The following is a 21,496-nucleotide window of genomic DNA, read 5'->3' as shown; positions in this document are numbered from 1 at the left end:
TCCATCAGTTAGAAAACTGCCGTCCTTTGCCGGCATAAAGTGTTTTTTCTGTCATTACAATATCCATAGCTACATCATGAGCATCCATAGCGACTTGCTCAACTAACTGGGCCTCAAAACAAACACCAATCAACACGGCATCGGCTCTGACTCTCTTCAATAAACGATCATAATAACCCGCACCATTACCCAAGCGTCCGCCATTTCGATCAAAAGCCACACCCGGCACCATGACGCAATCGAGCTGTTCAGGAGCAACCTCTTTCCCCAACTCGCCCCATCGTTGTTTGGGCGGTTCTAAAATCCCCCACATTCCCGGCACCAATTCTGCAAAATCCTCCAACCGCCATAAACCCAGCTTATTATGCCCTTGCTCATCTTTAGTACAGTATGGGATAACCATGCACTTGCCGGTTTCCAGTTCATCTAATAATGCCGGTTGAGTCCTGACTTCCGAGCGACAATCGATATACCACATCACCGTTTTGGCTTGTTGATAAATCGGGTGCGCTACAAATTGCGCGCAAATAATCCGGCTCATGGCATCCTTATCCATTTGCCCATTGCGGGCATCGTGAGCTTTACGCCGTTGCCGGTTTTTTAGATCATTCATATACATTAATCTTTACTAAATCAATAAACATTGCAACCTCAAAAACATAAAACTATTCCAAATAATACACAGGTTCAACATTAGTTTAAAATTCAAATATGCAAGGGCATTTTTATTCTGATGTGTTTTCTTTTATACTTACCGGATAAATACATAAAGGAGATACCATGGAAAAGCCGTTCATTTTACACATGCTAACTACAGCTAAAAACCTTAGTCCATTTGATGTCAATATGGCATTGGATGCAGGCTGGGTTTCCGCATTACCCTATACCAATGTTGAACCCAGCGAAATTCAAGGCTTGGTCCAGGACGCTATTTTTTCCCGCAGCCCTAAAAATTTAAAACGTACCGGGATATTCATTGGCGGACGCGATACCAAGCAAGCTATGGATATGCTGAATATAGCAAAACGCTCTATGTTCTCTCCTTTTGAAGTTTCCGTATTTGCTGATCCTAGCGGAGCATTTACCACAGCAGCAGGCATGGTTGCTGCTGTTGAACGCGAATTAATGAGCAAATTCGACACGACTCTGGAAGGAAAAAATATTCTGGTGCTTGGCGGAACCGGGCCTGTTGGTCAGGTAGTCGCAGTGATCGCCGCCCAAGGCGGAGCGCAGGTAAAACTCATAGGACGTCAACTGGATAAAGCCCAAGCCATTGCCGACATGTGCAACAATGAATTTGGCGAAGGTAAAATTACTATTGAAGCAGGCGCAGATGCGGATAAAGCGGAATACATCAAAACAGCTGATGTTGTTTTTGCAACCGGCGCTGCAGGTATTGAATTATTAAGTGCAGAACTTATCGCATCGGCCCCACAACTCAAAGTGGCCGCCGACGCAAATGCCGTACCACCGGCAGGCATCGCGGGTGTTGACGCCTTCCATAACGGCACCGCCATTGAGGGCTCAAAAAGTGGCGCTGTCGGCTTGGGCGCTATGGCAATCGGTAACATTAAATTCCAGACCCAGGTCCTTTTGTTGAAAAAAATGATCAATAGCGACAAACCTGTTTATCTGCATTTTGAGCATGCCTTTGAAACCGCAAGGGAATATATTAAATCAAACTCTTGAGTCTAAACTTTCGGATTAATCTGCATACTAAAAAGGAACCCTAATGGCAAAACGCAGTATTCTTCACATGCTTGACCCCATGCCGAACAACAGCCCATTCGACATTAACATGGCACTGGATGCAGGGTTTGACGTGCTGATTCCATATAACAATGTCAAATTGGATAGTGTTTATGGACTTACTCAAGATGCTACCTTCTCCCGTAGTCCATCAGGCGTTAAACGGACCGGGATTTTTATTGGCGGCCGCGATTTAGGTTTAGCCATGGACATGCTGAAAACAAGTAAACAAGCCATGGTTTCGCCTTTTGAAATCTCGGTTTTTGCCGACCCCAGCGGTGCTTTTACCACAGCTGCGGCATTAGTTACTTGTGCAGAAAAAGAGCTGAAAGCAAAGCATAATAAAGAACTGAAAGACTGTTCGATTATAATTTTTGGCGGAACAGGCCCTGTAGGTATTGCTACAGGCGTTATTGCTTCATTAGCCGGTGCTGATGTAACATTAACCGACCATTTATCAATCGATACAGCTCTGGATGTTTCTAAAGCATACAATCGTCGTTTTAATTGCACTCTTAAAGGGGCCTTGGCCAATTCTGACGCCGATAAAGCTCGATTGGTGGCCGATGCTGATATTATTTTCTGTACAGCCAAAGCGGGTATTCAGGTTTTAAGTGCAAGTGTATTAAAAGAGGCGACACAACTAAAAGTGGCCGGCGATGTCAATGCAGTTCCACCTTTTGGCATAGAGGGCGTTAAAAACAATGATTGTGGCGCACCACTTATCCATGCGATAAATGCACAAAGCGCAGTAGGTATTGGCGCTTTAGCTATCGGGAATGTTAAGTTTCAACTACAACATGAGTTATTAAAAGCAATGTTAGGGTCTGAGCAGCCGCTGTTTATTGACTTTAGGTATGCATTTAATAAAGCCAGGGAAATACAGTTCGATTCTGACGCAGACTAAAAGGGAAGTCAGCTTTATTCACGATTCAGGTTTCAGGTTTCCGCAATTTAACGTGGAAATCTGAACTGTTTATCCCTCGCTAAATCAAGGCATCATCGATATAACCGAATTTAATCGCCAAGCGGATTAATTCAACATCATTTTTTACATGCAGCTTGCCATAAAGACGGTAACGGTAAGTATTTACTGTCTTGTCACTCAAGATCAACATTTCCGACATTTCTTTGATAGTTTTTCCCTGAAGAATTAACGTAACAACTTCCGCTTCTCTCTGGGAAAGCAGTGCAAATGGCGACTCATTGCTTCCCGGCAAGCCTTGAAAAGCCAAGTTATTAGCAACTTCGGAACACAAGAAGCGCTTACCCTCCATTACCTTGCGAATTGCATGAACCATCTCATCTACCGGCGATCCCTTAGAAATAAAACCTAATACGCCAAGCTTAAGTAACTGATGGGGAATAGGACCATCGTTGTGAACAGATACTGCAATAATCTTTACTTCAGCATCCTGTTGCAGAATTCTACGACAGGCTTCTACGCCACCTATTCCAGGCATGTTAACATCCATCAACACAACATCCGGCAACAGGGCGACAACCGTATCAACAGCTTCTTCACCCGATTTGGCGACACCGACAACCGTAATATCCTCAGCATCATTTAATAATGATTCAATCCCGGTTCGAACAAGCTCATGATCATCAACAAGCAGAACACTAATCATAACTTTTTTCATCCATTTATCGGTTAATTATAAAACAGTCCGTTACAAAAAACTGTCACATTTCTACTTTAAAAGGCCACTAATATACATTATATATCCGTATTTATACATAAGTAGATTTACCTTCCTTGATGTAATATGATTTTATTACACAGCAAGTTATCACCGCCCACATAATCAACATGTTCCGATATTATTACAAAATGAAATTGAACAAACCATCAATAAAAATATTCCCCAAAGAAATTAATTACTCAACAGCCTTAGGTATTTTTCTAAGCCTTATCCTATTCATTTTCATTATTATATTTGCTGCAAATGATCCGCTTTCTTTTTTCAATCTTACAGGACTTGTGATTGTCATTGGCGGTACGATTGCCGCTATTTTTTTAAGTTACCCCTTAAGAGACATTAAACATAGCTTGAAATCGCTCAAGCTTATTTTCTTTTATGAGAGCTTAAATCCCCAAAGGGAAGCTAACGAAATCATTGCAGTTTCTCAAATGTGGTTTAACAAGGACAAGCTCGCAATAGAAAATATTATCGACAGAATCAATAATCCTTATTTAAAAACCGGCTTTCAGCTTGTTGTAGACCATACGCCGATAGAAGATATTTTGTCGCTACTTAAATGGCGCATTGCCCGCTTGAGAGCCAAAGAAAAAGCCGAAGCCAGTATATTTTACAGCTTGGCCGCTTATTCTCCTGCATTCGGTATGCTCGGCACTTTGATAGCCATGATAAACATGCTGCAAATCATTGAACTTAAAGATATAGCAGGCATAAGTTACAGCATGGGTACGGCCTTGATTACAACCTTTTACGGCCTCATCATGGCCAACCTGATCTTTAATCCTATTGCCATAAAACTGGAAAGGCGCACTGAACAACGCATTATGATCATGAGCATGGTTATGGAAGGAATTACACTAATAGCAGATCGTCGCAGCCCATCATTTGTACGAGAAACACTCAAATCATTCATTATGCACTATGACAATGAGTTAAAAGACTAAAAAGGCTCGCCGGGTTTATCAACTCAGCCTGCATATACCCTTAACATACCGATCAAACACTGCAAAATGAGTAAAGATCCATTTTTAAAATTGCAGTCCTCTCTGTCTTTAGAGGATTTACTTGCCCAACCGAGCACCCGTAACTCACAAAACTGGCTATTAACCTATCTGGATGTGTTTGTGCTTATCGTCATGCTGGTAATCACATTAATTACGGTAAGTGGCATAAACACGGAGCAGCAACAAGCAGCCGCCAATAAACCGCAAGAAATTAAACCCAAGAAAGCGCCTACCGCAATATGCCCTCCTGTTGCCACATCTACTATCATAAATACCCCATCCCCCGTTACTGTAGAAAATGAAGCCATAAAACCAATCGCGCTTACTGAACATAAAGTCGAAATCAATCCCGACAACCCTAACACCAAGACTGAATCTACAGAAAGTAACAGCATTGCTCTTACCAATGCGCCGGAAATTAAAGTTGCATCTGAAACCGTAATAAATTCCATTGATAATAGGACCGACACCCAACAGGCTGCTGTCAAAAACGACTTACAACAACAATTGACGAAAGCAATCGATGAATTCGGTCTTAATAAAGCCGTTAGTATAAAAGTTACCCAAGGCTATGCGCAGCTTGAAATCCAGGATAAAGTATTGTTTAAATCTTCAGAAGCAGACCTAACCGCTTCCGGCGGAGCCTTGCTAAAGCGTCTTATGCCCTTATTAAAACAATCGGTAGGCCTGATTCTGATTGAAGGACATACAGACAACATCCCTATCAAAACCGCCCAGTTCCCTTCCAACTGGGAACTGGGCGCTTCCAGAGCCACCAGCGTTTTACACTTTCTTGTCTTGCAGCAGCTAGACAGCAACCGTTTACGTGCCATCACTTACGCCGACACCATGCCTATTGCCGATAATTCAACACAGGAAGGAAGAGAAAAAAACCGGCGTGTTAATATTTTAATAAAATTCTCAGAATAATCAATTTAGTTATTTTTCTTGAAAAAACCGAATAACCGTCTCCCCGATTATTTAACAAGTGCTGTATCATAAGACCTGAATAACCTTAACAACACGCCTATTTTTGCCTTTTTAGTCAAAAAGAGGCGGTATCTTTGTAAAATATAACCGGGGGAATTAATGACTGTTGGTGTTGATGATTTTAAAAAAGCTATGCAACTATGGGCTAGTGGTGTCACCGTTGTAACGACGCATTCTGAAAAATTTGGCCTTCAAGGCATGACAGTAACCGCATTTTCAAGCGTTTCAATTAATCCACCACAAGTATTGGTTTGTATTAATGAATCTGCTGATACTGGCGCGGGAATTCAAGAAAGCCAACGCTTCGCTGTTAACGTTTTAAGTTCAACTCAACAAGACGTTTCTAATCAATTTGCCGGTGGCAGCAGTCAAGAGCAACGGTTTGAAAATACGCCATGGACATCCGGCATTACCGGCGCCCCCATTCTGGATAACAGTATCATGTCTCTAGAATGTAAAGTTATAGAAAAAATTCACGCCGGTACGCATTGGATTATAATCGGTGAAGTACAAGACAGCATTTGCCGAATGGGAGAGCCTCTTTTATATTTTCAAGGTGCTTATCAACAACTTATGATTCCGTCATAATTCAGATAAAAGGTAACTTGACACCTTTTATCTCACTATACCGCATCAAAAAACCAACATAAGTTTTTTCATAATCCCCTCTCGTTTTAAGTTTTTTTGATATCAACATGATGGCTATAATGGAATTATCTTTGAACCTAGTTAAAATATTTTGCTCTGCTCACATCTTTAATGCTATTATCTTTCACAGTTAAAGTTTGAGCCGGCTTTATTATGAAGCTGGGATTTGTAACGCCATCAAAAATTGGCGAATTTTTTAAGTAAGAGTGTGATATGTCAGAGCAAGTTGTAGGTACCGTTAAGTGGTTCAATGATGAAAAAGGTTTTGGATTTATTGAACAAGAAGGTGGAAAAGATGTTTTTGTTCACCATAGTGCAATTAACGGCGCCGGTCGCAAGACTTTAAGGGAAGGCCAAAAAGTTACTATGGAAGTAACACAAGGCCAAAAAGGTCCGCAAGCCGAGAATGTAACCCCAGCGTAACAAACTCATAAACTTGATCCAAAAGTCGAACGACTTTTGGATCAAGCTCATAATGGTTTTAATAAAGTAAAACCTAGCAAGACACGGCTAACTTGTGGAGAGTTTATCTACAGCTTTTAAAAAGATAAATTCATCGCATTTAAGTAGCCTAATCCTACATTTCAGCATAATGCCTCAGCTGCATAATTTTATCTGAAACGATTCAGTTTTACCTCAATTATAACTAAGATTAGGTTTATAGGCTTTTAAATCAGGGGAACTTAGCAATCGCTACGGTTACTCTATACCCTCAGTTTCAATAGTTTATTATTAACCGTCGCCAACACTTTTGTTAACAAATCCGTTTGACCGGTCTGGAAATTTGTCGCATCCATTTCTCGACGCAACCAGGTAAACTGGCGCTTGGCCAATTGCCGGGTGGCAATAATGGCTTTTTCCGTCATTGTTTCAAGATCATATTCGCCTTGCAGATACGACCAAGCCTGTCGATAACCGACGGCTCTGATTGACGGCATTTTTTCGGTTAAATCACCACGCTGATAAAGCGCTGCCACTTCATCAATAAATCCCTGCTCCAGCATTTGCTTAAACCGCCTGGCAATCATATCGTGCAGTATGACTCGGTCTTGCGGGGCGACAACCAGTTTTATTTTTTGGTAGGGGATGTCTTGCGCTTGAGCAGCTGTAAAAAAAGACGTTAAGGGTTTGCCGCTGATTTCGTAGACTTCCAGGGCGCGTTGTACGCGTTGCGGGTCATTGGGGTGAATTCTCGCCGCCGATTCGGGATCTATCTCAGCCAATCGCCGGTGCAGGACTTCTTTACCCAATCGCTCCAAATCCTGATCGAGTTTGGCTCGAATAACAGGGTCGGCTTCCGGCAATACGGCAAGCCCACTATTCAGGACATTAAAATACAGCATGGTGCCGCCAACTAATATCGGAATTTTTCCACGCCCGGTTATGTCGTCCATTAAAATTAGCGCCTGCTTTCTAAACTGACCGGTAGAGAATGATTCGGCGGGGTCGAGTATATCTATCAAATGATGTGGAACACCGCCTCTTTCTTCCCGCGCAGGTTTGGCCGTGCCTATGTCCATGCCTTTAAATACAAGCGCTGAGTCAACACTGATGATTTCGCCATTAAGCGCTTGGGCAAGCTGCACTGATAAAGCGGTTTTTCCTGAGGCTGTAGGCCCCATCAGAAAAATAGCTGGGGAATTTTGTGTATTTTTCATATTTTTGGATGTTTTAATGTAACTGCGGCCGACCGGAAGATCGCGCCTATGAATATATGACGTTATTGGCCGCGTAAAAAGAATTTATCGAGATCATTGGTCGATAATTCTATCCAGGTCGGCCTGCCGTGATTGCACTGCCCTATTCTTTCGGTTTGTTCCATATCCCGCAACAAGGTGTTCATTTCGTCGACGGTCAGGCGGCGATGCGCGCGTACGGCACCATGACAGGCTACCGTGGCTAATATTTCATTGGATTTTTCCTGTATCCGCTGACTCATGCCGTGCTCGGTCATATCGGCCAGCACATCACGAACCAGAGTTTCCATGTCGGCATTCCCTAATAAAACGGGTATTGAGCGCAGGACGACGGTTTCCGGCCCGGAACGGTTGATTTCAAACCCCAGGGTATTGAAAAACTCATACTCCTGTTCGGCCAAATCCGCTTCCGCTGTACTGACTTTTATTTTAATCGGCAGCAATAAGGGCTGACTGGGTACCGCGCCGTTTTGGTATTGCTGTTTTAGCCGCTCATAGGTGACCCGTTCGTGCGCGGCATGGGCATCGACCAGAATGATGCCAGTGGGTGTTTCGGACAAGATGTAGATATTGTGCAAATGCGCAATGGCTTGGCCTAAAGGCCTCGCTTCCGGCTGGATCAGTTGCGCCACCGGCTCGGGTTTTGGATACAGCGAGGCATAGGCCTGGATGGATTCTTCCACATGCAACGGCAGTGATGCTTGCTGCGGTGGCCTTGAGCTATAGGTCGGTTTATTATCAAAATCAGGCTTTGATTGCTGAGTTACATTATCGTTTAGCCAATCTATATTGTTTGGTTTGGTATCCAAGACAAATTGTGTTTGCGGCGACGATTCAGACTCCGATTGTTGGATTATGTTGTGTCCCGGCCTTAAATCGGCGAGCGACCGGTGCAACGCAGAAAACAAGAAATCATGCACCAGACGACCTTCCCTGAATCTGACTTCCAGCTTTGCCGGATGCGCATTAACGTCAACCAGTATGGGATCGAGCGTTAGGTATAAAACAAAAACCGGATGTCGCCCATGAAACAAGACATCTTGATACGCCTGTTTAACAGCATGGGAAACCAACTTATCCCTGACCAGCCTGCCATTGACATAGAAAAACTGCATATCCTGCTGACTACGGGAAAAGGTCGGCAACCCAACCCAGCCGCTTAATTGCAGGCCTGACGCCGCAAAGTCGATTTTGATTGAATTTTCGATAAAGGATGAGCCGCAAATACCGGCAATTCTTTGTTCTTGCTCACTCTCCGTTTTTGCCGGTTTTAAGTTAAGCATCTCCTTTTGATTGTGCGAAAGGATAAAACCGATATCGAAACGGCTCAGCGCCATGCGTTTGATTAAAGTTTCTATGTGGGCGAATTCGGTTTTTTCGGTTTTTAAAAACTTGCGTCTGGCGGGGGTGTTGTAAAACAAATCGCGCACATCAATGGTGGTACCAGGGGGGTGCGGGTCGGGTTGCGGATCGAAATTCTGCTCGGTACCGTCGGCATTAACACGCCAAGCGCAATCGGCATCGCTGATGCGTGAAATCAGTGTGAGCCTTGAAACAGAACTGATACTGGGCAAGGCCTCGCCGCGAAACCCCATGCTGACCACCTGTTCCAGATCTTTTAAGCTTGTGATTTTACTGGTTGCATGTCTGGACAAGGCCAAAGGCAAGTCTTCTTTGATGATGCCGCAGCCATTATCCCTGACTTTTATCAGCCTTGCGCCGCCCTGCTCGATTTCAATAGTGACTTGACTGGCACCCGCATCAAAACAATTTTCAACCAGCTCTTTAACCACGGACGATGGCCTTTCGACCACTTCGCCTGCGGCAATCTGGTTAACAAGTTGAGTGGGGAGTGAATGAATACGCATCAGCAAGCCTAAAGCAAAAAGCGTATTTTATATGACTGGGGGTAATTATTCACACTTCCTTACAGGAAGCAACAATCGCGGCTTTAGCCGTTTCTACAAAATTAAAAGATTTTTACCTCGAAACCACGAAATTTGATATTTTTTGTTCGAGTCTTCTTAATGATCTTATGTGGCTTATGCAACATCGGTGATTAACCTTTAACTTTCGATTACATTTCTAAAGCCGCCACTTTGCTTTCCGTAGGAATGTCTTTACTAAAATAACTGCGCACGCCATTAAAAATAGCACCGGCTATTTTTAATTGATGCGCGGTATTGACTAACTTAAGTTCTTCCGATGGATTAGAGATAAATGCCGTTTCTACCAAAATAGACGGCACATCAGGCGATTTCAATACCAGAAATCCGGCTTTTTGCACTGAGGCGTAATGCAATTCACCAATATATTCAAAATTTCTCAACACCTTCCGGGCAATATTCACACTGGCGTCTTGCGTAGCGGTCTGCGATAAATCCAGCAACACTGATGCCAACACATCTTCTTTATCATTAAGACTGACGCCGCCAACCAAGTCTGATGCGTTCTCGCTATTCGCCAGCCATCGCGCGGCCTCGCTGGTTGCACCTTTGTTGGATAAGGTAAACACCGAAGCGCCTTTGACTGTTGAATCCTGAAAGGCGTCGGCGTGAATTGAAATAAACAAATCAGCCCTCGCTGCCCTGGCAATTTGCATTCTTTTTCTAAGATCCACGTAGTAGTCGCCTTTGCGAACCAAAACAGCCTTCATACCCGGTTGTTGATTAATTAAATCCGCAAGTTTTTTGGCAATGGCAAGAGTGATCTTTTTTTCCTCGGTACCATTTTGCCCATGAGCACCGGGATCATCGCCACCGTGTCCTGCATCAACCGCAATGATTATATCTTTGTCTCGTTTGGTAACTTTTGTTAGCTCAGCCGGACTGGTCGCAACCTTTCTGGTTACTGTGTTTTGGGATTCTTTAGCAGGTTTTTCTGTAATGGGTTTGCTATCGGCCATTTTAACAGTAGCCGTTTTACCTGCAGTTGCTTTAATCTCGGTTCTTTCTGCAACCTTGGTAGAAGTGTTCGGTGCTTTGTCCAATAGTTCAATAACCAAGCGATGTCCGTTCATACTATTGGTTCTTAATGACATATTTTTTGAGTTAATATCCCTTTTTAAGTCGACTACAATCCTTATATCGGTTTTATTTTTTGTTGCGACACGTACTTGAGAAAACAGCGGATGAGATGGCGGCGGCTGACTTAATGCCTGTTTAACATTGGTATGTCGCATATCGATCACTAAGCGCGCAGGGTTATTCATCAGAAAAACCCGATGCTCAGGTGAGTTTGTCACATCAAACAGCATTTGAGTTTGATCCGGCGTATTCCAATAACGCAATGCACTAATATTGATCTGTTCCGCATAACCGGGTACAGCCAATAACTGTAATCCAATAATAAACAAGACCTTCCAGTAACTTTCCATCGACATAACTCACAAAGTGATAATCCGGTTTAGATTATAGCAGTATGTGTTTGTTTTTCCAGAGCAGTTACATATATTTTTTAATACTAAGTAGTCTTGCGTAGATCTACCGACCGACCAAATCCGTCCGTAACCAAGCTAATAACCCTATCCGGTTCAGGCAAAAAACCTTTGCCCATATCGGGCCACTCAATAAAACAGATGCAATCCTGATCGAAATAATCTCTTATTCCTATCCATTCCAACTCTTCGGGATCGGCAACCCGGTACAAATCAAAATGAAATATCTTGCGATCGCCTATCGTATATTCCTCCACCAGCGTATAAGTCGGGCTTTTAACCGCGCCGGTGTAACCTGCGGCTCTGAGAAAACCTCTGACCAGTGTTGTTTTTCCGGCACCCAGATCGCCATGCAGAAATACCAGGCATTTTGACGGTAACTCTGCCCAAAGCTTGGCGCCAAACTGCTCTGTCGCTTCAGTGTCCTTTAAATAGGTCTTCATTAAAGTAACTTCTTATAGTTAGGGAAATAGATATAGGCAAAAGGCGAAGGGCAAAAAACTTCGCCCTTCGCCTTTTGTTTTTCGCCTTTTTTATCCGTTTAAATTCGTCCAATCAGTGTCCTCTGTGTTCCATTATTTGCTGTTATCACCAATTCACCAATTGTCTGAGATAAGGCATTAAATCACTGGCCAGCAAGCCTCTTTCCCCGTCTTTTTCAGCCGCCAAATCCGCCGCCAGACCGTGATTATAAACCCCTTGCTGCGCCGCATCCTGCAAAGATAAGCCCTGAGCCAGCAAACCGGCAATCACACCGGCCAGTACATCGCCCATGCCGCCGGATGCCATGCCCGGATTGCCGGTGTTGGAAACGGCGAGCTCCTGTTCGGATGCGATCAATGTTCCCGGGCCTTTGAGAATGGCAACACCGCCATAGTTGGCCTGAATGGACAAGGCGGCCGCAAACCGGTCTTGTTGTATATAGGCCGTAGAGCAGTTTAGCAGCCGTGCCGCTTCGCCGGGATGCGGCGTTAAAATCCAGTCCGACTTTACTGCCGGCGCCGTCGCTAAAAGATTCAAACCGTCTGCATCCACTACCGTCGGTTTTCCAGCGCTTATCGCGGCATTAAATAACGCTTTTGCCCAATCGCTTTGCCCTAGTCCCGGCCCTACAACAACGATATCGACTTTTGCCAACAGCGCCGTCAACTGTTCCGGAGTTTCCACGCCATGACACATTAATTCGGGCCGGTTCAGATTCATCAGCCCGGAATGCTCAGCCCGTGTTGCTATGCTGACCAACCCGGAACCCACGCGCAAAGCCGCCTCGCCAGCCATTCTGGCGGCACCGGAGTAGCCCGGTTCACCGCCTACTATCAGCACATGCCCGCAATTACCTTTATGTGCATCACGGTTACGACGCGGCAACGACACTTTGACAACTCGCGTCGCCGCAGCTTCAAGGTCGACAAACACATCATCAGGCACCGCCAATTGCGCATAGCAAATCACGCCGCAATACTCGGCCGCCTGTCCGGTAAATAAACCCTGCTTCAGTCCGATAAAAGTAACCGTACAATCAGCTTTTACTGCACAGCCCATCACGTTGCCGGTATCGGCATTTAAACCCGATGGAATATCCACGGTAATAATGGGGGATGACTGCGCATTGATCGCCTGTATAGCTTCAGCGTAAAGCCCGGTTACCGGCCTATCCAAGCCTGTACCCAGCAACGCGTCAACCAGGACATCGGCATTAATGCCCTGCTCGATATGAAACGGCATAACCGTGCCATGAACATCATTGTATTTTCGGTAAGCGATCAATGCATCACCGTTAAGTTTCTCGGGTTCTGAAACTGCATAAACGCAAACATTCAATCCCGCTTCCAACGCCAGCCCGGCAATGATATAGCCGTCGCCCGCATTATTGCCGGAACCGCAAAAGACCGCTACAGACAGGGCATCCGGCCATCGTTTTTTGATACACTGGAAAACTTCAGACCCTGCCCTGCTCATTAATTCAAAACCCGGAATGCCGCGTTCTTGTATGGCGATTCGGTCCAGTTCCCTGACCTGTGCAGCGCGATAGAGTTTTATTGGTAAATTTTGCATGGTATTTAACGACTCAGCTTTTAACGCAGATGACACGGATTTAACGGATCAACACTGCTAAAATGGAATGATAGGCGCAAGACGAAAGGTAAAGGGCGAAAGATATTTTTCGCCTTTCGTCCTTTGCCTTTCGCCTTTTTTATCCTTCACAATCACATTATATCCTTGTCATCAGCTATGGACATAAGCAGTCAAAAAATGGCCGCCCTCGCGTTGCAAATTAAACAATGGGGGCAAGAGCTGGGCTTTCAACAGGTGGGCATTACCGACACCGATTTACCGGCAGCCGAAGCGCATCTGCAAAACTGGCTGGATAATGACTTCCATGGCGAAATGGACTATATGCAGCGCCACGGCCTTAAACGCAGCCGACCGGAGTTATTGCATCCAGACACTATACGCATTATTTCCGTGCGCATGGATTACCAAACCGACGCTGCCATTGCCATGAATCAAACACTTGCTGATCCTGCTTCGGCCTATATTTCCCGCTATGCACTGGGTCGCGATTATCACAAACTGATGCGCAACCGCCTGCAAAAGTTGGCCGACAAGATTCAAGCGGAAATCAGCTCCCAGCTCCCAGGCTCCATGCGGGCTTTTGTCGACAGCGCCCCGGTTCTGGAAAAAGCCTTGGCCGAAAAAGCCGGATTGGGCTGGATAGGCAAGCACTCCAATGTCATCAACCGCAAAGCCGGATCATGGTTTTTTTTGGGAGAATTATTCACCAACCTGCCGCTACCGATCGACAGTCCTGCCACAGCGCATTGCGGCGAGTGCCGTGCCTGTCTGGACATTTGCCCGACCCAGGCGATTATTGCACCCTACCAGGTCGACGCCAGACGTTGCGTGTCCTACCTGACCATCGAACTGCACGGCTCAATTCCAGAAAACTTAAGGCCTCTAATCGGCAACCGCATCTATGGTTGCGACGACTGCCAGATCATCTGTCCGTGGAATCGTTTTGCCAAACTGACCGGCGAACAGGATTTCAGCCCCAGACATCGGCTCAATACCCGGCAATTGCTCGAAGTATTTGCTTGGACTGAAGCGGAATTTCTGGCAAAAACCGAAGGCTCGGCAATACGAAGAATCGGACATCAGCGCTGGCTCAGGAATATCGCCGTGGCTTTAGGCAATGCGCCTGCATCAGCGCTTATTATCGATACCTTAAAGTCTATGCTTGATCATGACTCCGACATGGTCAGGGAGCACGTACGATGGGCCTTGACTCAACAGAGTGCTGTAACTTGAAATCGAACTTGTATCCCAATCTTGCTAAGTAATCAGGATTATTAGTATCATCCTTTTAACGCACACTGATCCGGGTGTTCAATCATGAAAAAAATATTTTTTATTCTATTGACCCTACTCACTTCATCAGCCCAGGCTGAGGTTTTTAAATGCCAGCTGAAATCGGGCAAAACAGTTTATCAATCCACACCATGCGGATCTTCCGTAAAACAGAAAACGATTGAAATTCAGAAAATCGATCCGCGCAAAGCTGCCGAGGAAGAAGCCAAGCTAAAAGCCTGGAAAGAGGACTTTGCCAAGCGTGAAACGGAAAGAATCAAGGCCGAAAAAGAGCATCAAGCCGAACTGGACAGAAAAGCGTCTGTCGAGGCGTTGAAAAGAAGCGCGGAATATCAACAACAGCAAGCCTATGAGGCAAAGCGGCAGGCAGACGCGCTGGAGCGCCAAAATATGTCGGCTCCATACCTGCAATATCAATTTCCACCCTATTATCCGACTTATCAATCGGCTCCCATTTTCCAGTCATTCCCTGCTTATCCGTCAGTAGTGCCCCATCAGCATAATATTAAGGAAAGAGTCTTCCCGGATACCCGGCAACCCGGGCAAACTGAAATAAAACCCGGCAAAGACAGATATGCCAACCCTGAGCGTAAAAAATTTATTTTCAAATAAGGTAAGCGCCCGGAAAATATCCTCATGACGCCAAAACCATAGGCGCCGCAACATTAATCATCCAACAGTACCGAATATATGGAAGCTACTACAAAAACAATAAAATCTTTGGCTGTGCTATGCAGCGGCGGCGACAGCCCCGGCATGAATTCGGCGATACGTTCGGTAGTCAGGACAGCTATCGGCCTTGGTATTGACGTTTACGGCATTTATAAAGGTTATTCCGGCTTGCTGGAGGGGAATATTCAAAAGCTCAACCTGTCATCAGTCGGCAACATCATCCAACGCGGCGGAACCATTCTCGACACCTCGCGTTGCCTTGAGTTTCACACCCCTGAAATCAGACAGGAAGCCGCGCATATTTTAGCCAGAAAACATATTGAAGGCTTGATTGTGATAGGCGGCAACGGTTCTTTCGCCGGTGCGATGACTTTGCACCAGGAACATGACATTCCGGTGATCGGCATCCCCGGTACCATTGATAATGATATTTCCGGCACCGAATACACGATCGGCTTCAATACCGCGGTGCAGACCGCAGTCAATGCTGTCGACAACATCAGGGATACCGCTTCGGCGCATGCGCGCACTTTCCTGGTTGAAGTCATGGGGCGCAAATCATCTTTCATTGCCTTGCAAGTCGGCGTATGCACCGGCGCAGAGCATGTGGTGCTGTCAAACCAGGTAATTGATTACGAAAAAATCGTCAGCGGCATTAACAAAGGCATGGAGCGAGGTAAAACATCGTCCATTATTATCGTCGCCGAAGGGGAAAAATCCGGTTTGTCCTACGACATAAAAGACACGCTTATGAAACAGTACAATCTCAGCGTACACGCCTGTATTCTGGGACATATCCAACGTGGGGGCAGTCCTACAGCAACGGATCGTTTGATTGCCTCTAACATGGGCTATGCCGCCGTACAGGCTCTTCATCAAGGGCTACGGGCTCATGTTACCGCTTTTAATAAAGGCGAAATTGAAATGGTTCCCCTATCGGCATGTATGGAAGGAAAAACTGAATCCACCGATGCGCAGCTTGAATTAATACGCGCTTTGGCCATTTAGCCGCCCGACGATGAAAGCGCAACTAAACCAAAAAGCTCCATTATTATCCGTTTCCGATTGGGTTCAGGGAACGGAAATAAACTTTGACCGGTTATTAGGCCAAGTTGTGCTGGTCGAGGTGTTTCAAGTAAATTGTCCGGGCTGTTTTTTATACGCTTTGCCTCAGGCAATAGACTTATATCGTAAATATTCAGAACACGGTCTGGCAGTATTGGGCATCGCCACTGCGTTTGAGGATTTCGATAAAAACAATCTTGAAAATCTAATCCGTCTGGCCGAACATGGCGAGGTGGTCGGCGAAACGTTGCGAGTGTTAAGCCAACAAGGCAAGCTAAGCGCAGGCCGCCTGCCTTATCGAATTCCTTTCCCGCTGGCAATGGATCGTTTGCTTAGGCAGCGCGGCGATGTGACCGATAGCGTCATTGCAGACTTCATCCAAAACCATGTACCCGATTTCGAGCGGCTGCCAAAGGCGCATCAACAGCAGATCAGGCAACAAGTACTGAATTATTTTCAGTCTCTTGATTACCATGCGGAAACATTCGAACGTTTTGAATTAAAAGGCACGCCCTCGCATATTCTGGTGGATAAACAAGGCGTTCTCAGGGATTGTGCGTTTGGCGTTCACCCCGGGTTGGAAGCACGAATACAAAGTTTATTGCAGGAATAAAAAATAGGCCGCACACTGCTATTCTCCTTTGTGGGAACAGCCCATAACCTTATATCTATTTGAATATTTGAGTGTTTTTTGTTGAAAAAATGATTTTTACAAGTTAAACGGGCTTTGGCGATAGCCAAAATATCGCCTATTGGCACTAATAAGTGAGGTTACGAAAGTCACAAAAAGCACCACGAGATTCCAGAATTTTATATTTTTCTTGGTGTCCTTCGTGTGTTCGTGGTGAAAACTTCTTAACTATTGCGTAACATCCGTTAAAAACAGTCAACAAGGACTCATAAAAATGCCTATCCATGTGAACATACCCAAGCTATCCAGCCGAAAAACAAAAATCATTGCCACGCTAGGCCCGGCTTCAAATACCCCGGAGGTTATCTCCAATCTCATTAAAGCCGGCGTAAATGTTTTCAGGTTGAACATGTCCCATGGGGAACATGAAAGCCACCGCAAGCTGTATCAGATAATCAGGGCATCGGCTGAAGCATTACATCAACATATCACCATTTTTGCCGATCTTTGCGGCCCCAAGATCAGAACCGGGAAATTTAAAAACGGCAGCATTATCATCCACAAGGGCGACCGGGTTGTGGTAACGACCCGGGACATTGTTGGCGAGGACAATCTTATCCCCTGCCAATACCACCCCTTGGCTGATGATGTCACCGCGGGGGATCGAATCCTGCTGGACGATGGCAAATTCGAACTCAAGGTTATTGAAAAAACAGCTCAAGACATTACCTGTGAAGTCATTTACGGCGGCGAGTTAAAAAACAACAAAGGCATCAACCTACCCGGCGTTAATGTGTCCTGTCCTTCATTAACCGACAAAGACCGGGCGGATGCGTTGTTTGCACTGGATTTGGGCGTTGATTATCTGGCGCTGTCATTCGTAAGAAAGGCCGAAGATATTTCCGATCTGCGTCAGTTAATTATCTCCAACGGCTACGATACGCATATCATTGCCAAAATTGAAAAGCAGGAAGCCTTGATCAACGGCCATGAAATCATTAACGCCTCCGATGCGATCATGATTGCCCGAGGCGATTTGGGCGTAGAGTTGAACCCGGAAGATGTGCCGATTGCCCAGCACCAGCTCATTAAAAACGCCAGAGCATTGAACAAGCCGGTTATCGTCGCCACTCAAATGCTCGAATCCATGATAGAAAACGCCAGGCCCACACGCGCCGAAGTAACCGATGTTTCCAATGCGGTTTATTGTTCTACCGATGCGGTGATGTTGTCGGGCGAAACTGCGACGGGGCATTTTCCGGTTGAAGCGGTTGAAATGATGGCCAGAGTCATCAATCAAACTGAAGCTTTCATGAGGGAACAGGATATTTTCGGTAAAATGGCGCATCGGGATAACGGGCAAAAACCGCTGCCCTTCGGTGATGCGGTAGCCGACGCGACCGCCCAGCTTTGCTTTGACCTCAATGCAAAAGCCATAGTCGGCATTACCGGCGGCGGAATGTCGGTGGTTACATTGAGCTCTGCAAGGCCTGCTGCGCCGCTTATAGCCATCAGCGCCAATAAATGGATTTGCCAGCGCATGAATCTATACTGGGGCGTTATACCGATACATGCCGATGATGCCGGTCATGCTCATCCTAATAAACTGGCCCGTCATCATGCCATTGAAACAAAGCTGGCAATAGAAGGCGATAACGTAATTGTTGTCCGCGGTTTTCATCAGGATGACCAACTGAGTTCACCGACCATCACTATGCTGACGCTTTAATTTATATTTTCGTGTCGCCGGATATACGCTCTTACTATCCGGCGATTGGATCGCTGGGGATTACTTAAAGCTTAAATTCAACTCATAAGTGCTATTTACGGGCTACGCATAACTACTCCCGCAAAAATCCGGCACTAAAATCTTTTCAGTTTGTACTCATAGCTCAAATCTATTTGTCTTCAGCAAAGGAATCTCATTTATATAATTTTTGTTATTGATTTAAGTTTATCTGTTAATTTGTACGTGCTAATGAGCAACTTAAGATTTTCCTTTGATGCATTATTCCGAAAACCCTTATTCTAAAAGCAACTGGATTTTGATTGACTCCAAAATATCCAAAGGTAATATTATTCCATATGGATATGTTGTGAAGATACCTCAGAGTTCGCCCCCTTCTTTTGACGGAGGAAATGATCATGAACAGACCCACAGCAACTTTAACGATTACAGCTATTCTCGTCTTTGTACTCGCATGCGTGTTTTTCATCTGGTTAATCCCGAATAAGAACGTAAACACCTTGTATGTTGCCAATAATGGCATGGACAGCAACACCTGTGGCGACCGGGATAACCCTTGCCGATCGGTTAGCCAGGCTATCGCTCATGCCAAGACAGGCAATACAATCGAAGTAGGGCCGGGACGCTATGGCGATTTGAACAAGAACGGTACGTTTGGAGAACCCGGCGAAGAACCCGCGCAAGGCTACGGCATGATAAATGTAGACAAGCCTGTCACGCTTATCTCAAGCGACGACTCTTTTATGACGGTGCTGGACGCAGACGGCACCAGCCTGAGTGCAGTATCCATCACGGCTAACGACGTCGTATTCGGTCAGCCGAAGCACGGCTTTTTGATCGTCGGCGCAAAAGCAAATGGGCTTAGTACCGCCACCGTATCGAATATAACAGTGGCCGGCAACACCGCCCTTGCCAACGGACAAGGTGGACTTGTTATCAATGGCAGCGCCAATCTGCTCCAGGATAACTTTGCGAGCGGAAACCTTGCCGCCGGGATTGCCGTCTTCGGGAGTGAGAACGAAGTCCGTAATAATACGGCTAGCAGTAACGGCTCTCAAGGCTTCGTCATAGTCGGCACCAAACACGTGATACGCGATAACGTGGCCAGTAATAACATCACCGGTTTTGGGATTCAGGGCACAGAGATAAAACTTCTACAAAATACCGCGCTTGGCAATAAATCCTTTGGAATTAGCATCGATACACAGGGAGCCGGCGGGACCATCAGCAATAACAACATCTACGGCAATAACAGCGTCCCTGTCAATGGTCTTAGCAATTGCGGCATTCAAAATGCGTCAGGAAGCACAATTACCGCCACCGACAACTTCTGGGGTATATCCAGTGGGCCGGGATCTGATCCTGCCGATAATGCCGGTAGCGGCAGCGGTTGCGATCTGGAGGGTAGTAACACAATCGTCATACCGTTTGCCGAAAAAAGTTATTCAATATCCAAGTAGTCCAATGGATAGAACAGGCTATGGCGGAGCCGCGCAGCAATTACTTAAAATCTATAACCCTGCCATCCATAATAAGCGATATAGCAATAACAAAGAACCGGGATAAAAAATGCCTGCTGGATGCCGATCCGGTCGGCAAATAGTCCTTGCACAACGGGAAGAATAGCGCCACCGACGATGGCGGCGCACAATATCCCCGAACCCTGCCCCGTGTGTTTGCCCAAACCGCTAACCGCGAGCGAAAAAATGGTTGGGAACATGATCGAGTTAAACAGCCCGACCGCAAGAATAGCCCACATCGCAATATGACCGCTGCCGGTCATGCTCACTAAAACCAATAGCGCCGCCGTCACCGCATTAAAGGCAAGCATCTTTGCAGGCTGAATTTTTTGCATGACTGCCGCGCCGATAAACCGCCCGATCATTGCGCCGCCCCAATAGAACGACACATACTTTCCGGCATCTTGTTCCGCCAATCCTGCAATGGAAGGCTCGCCCAGAAAATTAATCAAAAAACTGCCGATGGACACTTCACCGCCGACATAGACAAAAATGCCGATTGCACCCAGTACCAGATGCTTATAGCCCCAAGCGCTGTCATGAACATCGTCTTCAATGCCTGAAACCTGCGTCTTTGCAGTCTCGATTTTGGGTAATTTGATCAATGTAAAAATAATCGCCACACCGAATAGAACCGCAGCCAGCAACAAATAAGGGTTCTGCACAGCGGCGGCTTGTGCTGCTTGGTATGCTGATAATTCGTCGGCATTGAGCAACCTGATTTCATCCGTCGTTTTAACGGCGGAGGCAAGGATAAACAACGAGCCGAAATAAGGGGCGATAGTCGTGCCCAGCGAATTAAACGCCTGAGTCAGGGTTAACCGGCTGGAGGCGGTTTCCGGATTGCCTAAAATCGTGACATACGGATTTGCGGCGACCTGCAACAAGGTAATGCCGGAAGCCAGCACAAAAAATGCCGCCAGAAACAGTGGATAGGAGTGCAAACCTGCGGCCGGATAAAACAGTAAACAGCCGATGCCTGCAATGGCTAATCCGGCAATGATGCCACCTTTGTAATCGATTTTTTCAACCAGATACCCGCTGGGAATAGAAACAACAAAATAGGCGGTAAAAAAACAAAACTGGATCAGCATTGCTTCCGCATAATTCAGAGTGAACACCGATTTCAAATGAGGAATCAAAATATCGTTCAGGCAGGTTATAAAACCCCAGATAAAAAACAGCGAAGTTAATATTGTCAGTGAGCCTAAGTAAGGATTTTTATCGGAACTACCTGTCGCGTCGGTTGTATTGATCATGATTTT

20 protein-coding genes are annotated in these 21,496 nt (G+C 45.7%); 12 read left to right on the top strand and 8 right to left on the bottom strand.

Annotated elements, in window-relative coordinates; translation table 11 throughout:
- Positions 1 to 4: 4 nt before the first annotated feature.
- Positions 5 to 613, bottom strand: coding sequence for a 5-formyltetrahydrofolate cyclo-ligase (locus tag Q8L79_RS11250; protein ID WP_305271131.1), 609 nt, complete (start codon positions 611 to 613; stop codon positions 5 to 7).
- 167 nt (positions 614 to 780) lie between these two features.
- Between Q8L79_RS11250 and Q8L79_RS11245 the strand changes: the two genes are divergently transcribed.
- Both Q8L79_RS11245 and Q8L79_RS11240 read left to right on the top strand, forming a co-directional pair.
- Entirely contained in the window at positions 781 to 1,689 is a 909-nt protein-coding gene (locus tag Q8L79_RS11245) for an NADP-dependent methylenetetrahydromethanopterin/methylenetetrahydrofolate dehydrogenase (RefSeq protein WP_305271128.1), read from the top strand.
- A 43-nt stretch (positions 1,690 to 1,732) separates the two neighbouring features.
- Positions 1,733 to 2,656, top strand: coding sequence for an NAD(P)-dependent methylenetetrahydromethanopterin dehydrogenase (locus tag Q8L79_RS11240; protein WP_305271125.1), 924 nt, complete (start codon positions 1,733 to 1,735; stop codon positions 2,654 to 2,656).
- A 79-nt stretch (positions 2,657 to 2,735) separates the two neighbouring features.
- Here the strand turns inward: Q8L79_RS11240 and Q8L79_RS11235 are convergent, their stop codons facing one another.
- On the bottom strand, positions 2,736 to 3,380 hold the full coding sequence (locus tag Q8L79_RS11235; protein ID WP_305271267.1) for a response regulator: 645 nt from the start codon (positions 3,378 to 3,380) through the stop codon (positions 2,736 to 2,738).
- Positions 3,381 to 3,583: 203 nt separating this feature from the next.
- Here Q8L79_RS11235 and Q8L79_RS11230 point away from each other — a divergent pair, with 203 nt between their 5' ends.
- The 4 genes from Q8L79_RS11230 (at position 3,584) to Q8L79_RS11215 (ending at position 6,517) form a co-directional block, all read left to right on the top strand.
- Positions 3,584 to 4,396: a motility protein A gene (locus Q8L79_RS11230; RefSeq protein WP_305271122.1), complete on the top strand. Its 813-nt coding sequence runs from the start codon at positions 3,584 to 3,586 to the stop codon at positions 4,394 to 4,396.
- A gap of 180 nt (positions 4,397 to 4,576) precedes the next feature.
- On the top strand, positions 4,577 to 5,386 hold the full coding sequence (locus Q8L79_RS11225; protein ID WP_305271117.1) for an OmpA family protein: 810 nt from the start codon (positions 4,577 to 4,579) through the stop codon (positions 5,384 to 5,386).
- A 159-nt stretch (positions 5,387 to 5,545) separates the two neighbouring features.
- Entirely contained in the window at positions 5,546 to 6,034 is a 489-nt protein-coding gene (locus tag Q8L79_RS11220) for a flavin reductase family protein (protein WP_305271114.1), read from the top strand.
- A 273-nt stretch (positions 6,035 to 6,307) separates the two neighbouring features.
- Positions 6,308 to 6,517, top strand: coding sequence for a cold-shock protein (locus Q8L79_RS11215; RefSeq protein ID WP_006893693.1), 210 nt, complete (start codon positions 6,308 to 6,310; stop codon positions 6,515 to 6,517).
- A 281-nt stretch (positions 6,518 to 6,798) separates the two neighbouring features.
- Here the strand turns inward: Q8L79_RS11215 and miaA are convergent, their stop codons facing one another.
- From miaA to Q8L79_RS11190, 5 genes are all read right to left on the bottom strand, one after another.
- Positions 6,799 to 7,752, bottom strand: coding sequence for a tRNA (adenosine(37)-N6)-dimethylallyltransferase MiaA (gene miaA, locus Q8L79_RS11210; RefSeq protein ID WP_305271104.1), 954 nt, complete (start codon positions 7,750 to 7,752; stop codon positions 6,799 to 6,801).
- 62 nt (positions 7,753 to 7,814) lie between these two features.
- The gene (gene mutL, locus Q8L79_RS11205) at positions 7,815 to 9,659 is read right to left on the bottom strand and encodes a DNA mismatch repair endonuclease MutL (protein WP_305271101.1); all 1,845 of its coding nucleotides are present in this window, start codon (positions 9,657 to 9,659) and stop codon (positions 7,815 to 7,817) included.
- A 209-nt stretch (positions 9,660 to 9,868) separates the two neighbouring features.
- Positions 9,869 to 11,167: an N-acetylmuramoyl-L-alanine amidase gene (locus tag Q8L79_RS11200; protein ID WP_305271098.1), complete on the bottom strand. Its 1,299-nt coding sequence runs from the start codon at positions 11,165 to 11,167 to the stop codon at positions 9,869 to 9,871.
- Positions 11,168 to 11,253: 86 nt separating this feature from the next.
- Positions 11,254 to 11,670, bottom strand: a complete 417-nt coding sequence (gene tsaE, locus Q8L79_RS11195) for a tRNA (adenosine(37)-N6)-threonylcarbamoyltransferase complex ATPase subunit type 1 TsaE (RefSeq protein WP_305271095.1) — start codon at positions 11,668 to 11,670, stop codon at positions 11,254 to 11,256.
- Between the two features lie 145 nt (positions 11,671 to 11,815).
- Positions 11,816 to 13,282 carry an NAD(P)H-hydrate dehydratase gene (locus Q8L79_RS11190; RefSeq protein ID WP_305271093.1) on the bottom strand — a complete coding sequence of 489 codons (1,467 nt, stop codon included), beginning with the start codon at positions 13,280 to 13,282 and terminating at the stop codon, positions 11,816 to 11,818.
- Between the two features lie 198 nt (positions 13,283 to 13,480).
- Here Q8L79_RS11190 and queG point away from each other — a divergent pair, with 198 nt between their 5' ends.
- The 6 genes from queG to Q8L79_RS11160 all read left to right on the top strand — a co-directional run bounded on the left by queG (position 13,481) and on the right by Q8L79_RS11160 (position 20,171).
- Entirely contained in the window at positions 13,481 to 14,536 is a 1,056-nt protein-coding gene (queG, locus tag Q8L79_RS11185) for a tRNA epoxyqueuosine(34) reductase QueG (protein ID WP_370869940.1), read from the top strand.
- An 84-nt stretch (positions 14,537 to 14,620) separates the two neighbouring features.
- Entirely contained in the window at positions 14,621 to 15,208 is a 588-nt protein-coding gene (locus Q8L79_RS11180) for a DUF4124 domain-containing protein (RefSeq protein ID WP_305271087.1), read from the top strand.
- Between the two features lie 78 nt (positions 15,209 to 15,286).
- Entirely contained in the window at positions 15,287 to 16,276 is a 990-nt protein-coding gene (gene pfkA / locus Q8L79_RS11175; RefSeq protein WP_305271085.1) for a 6-phosphofructokinase, read from the top strand.
- 10 nt (positions 16,277 to 16,286) lie between these two features.
- On the top strand, positions 16,287 to 16,946 hold the full coding sequence (locus Q8L79_RS11170) for a peroxiredoxin (RefSeq protein WP_305271083.1): 660 nt from the start codon (positions 16,287 to 16,289) through the stop codon (positions 16,944 to 16,946).
- 292 nt (positions 16,947 to 17,238) lie between these two features.
- Positions 17,239 to 18,693: a pyruvate kinase gene (gene pyk, locus Q8L79_RS11165; RefSeq protein ID WP_305271080.1), complete on the top strand. Its 1,455-nt coding sequence runs from the start codon at positions 17,239 to 17,241 to the stop codon at positions 18,691 to 18,693.
- Positions 18,694 to 19,109: 416 nt separating this feature from the next.
- A complete protein-coding gene (locus Q8L79_RS11160) occupies positions 19,110 to 20,171 on the top strand; it encodes a right-handed parallel beta-helix repeat-containing protein (RefSeq protein WP_305271077.1) in 1,062 nt (353 codons plus the stop codon).
- 44 nt (positions 20,172 to 20,215) lie between these two features.
- On the opposite strand, the gene fucP is transcribed toward Q8L79_RS11160, so the two are convergent.
- On the bottom strand, positions 20,216 to 21,490 hold the full coding sequence (gene fucP, locus Q8L79_RS11155) for an L-fucose:H+ symporter permease (RefSeq protein WP_305271075.1): 1,275 nt from the start codon (positions 21,488 to 21,490) through the stop codon (positions 20,216 to 20,218).
- Positions 21,491 to 21,496 lie beyond the last annotated feature (6 nt).

Source organism: Methylobacter sp., assembly GCF_030680395.1.
Lineage (GTDB): Bacteria > Pseudomonadota > Gammaproteobacteria > Methylococcales > Methylomonadaceae > Methylobacter_A.
This window is presented reverse-complemented; position numbering and strand designations above follow the sequence as displayed.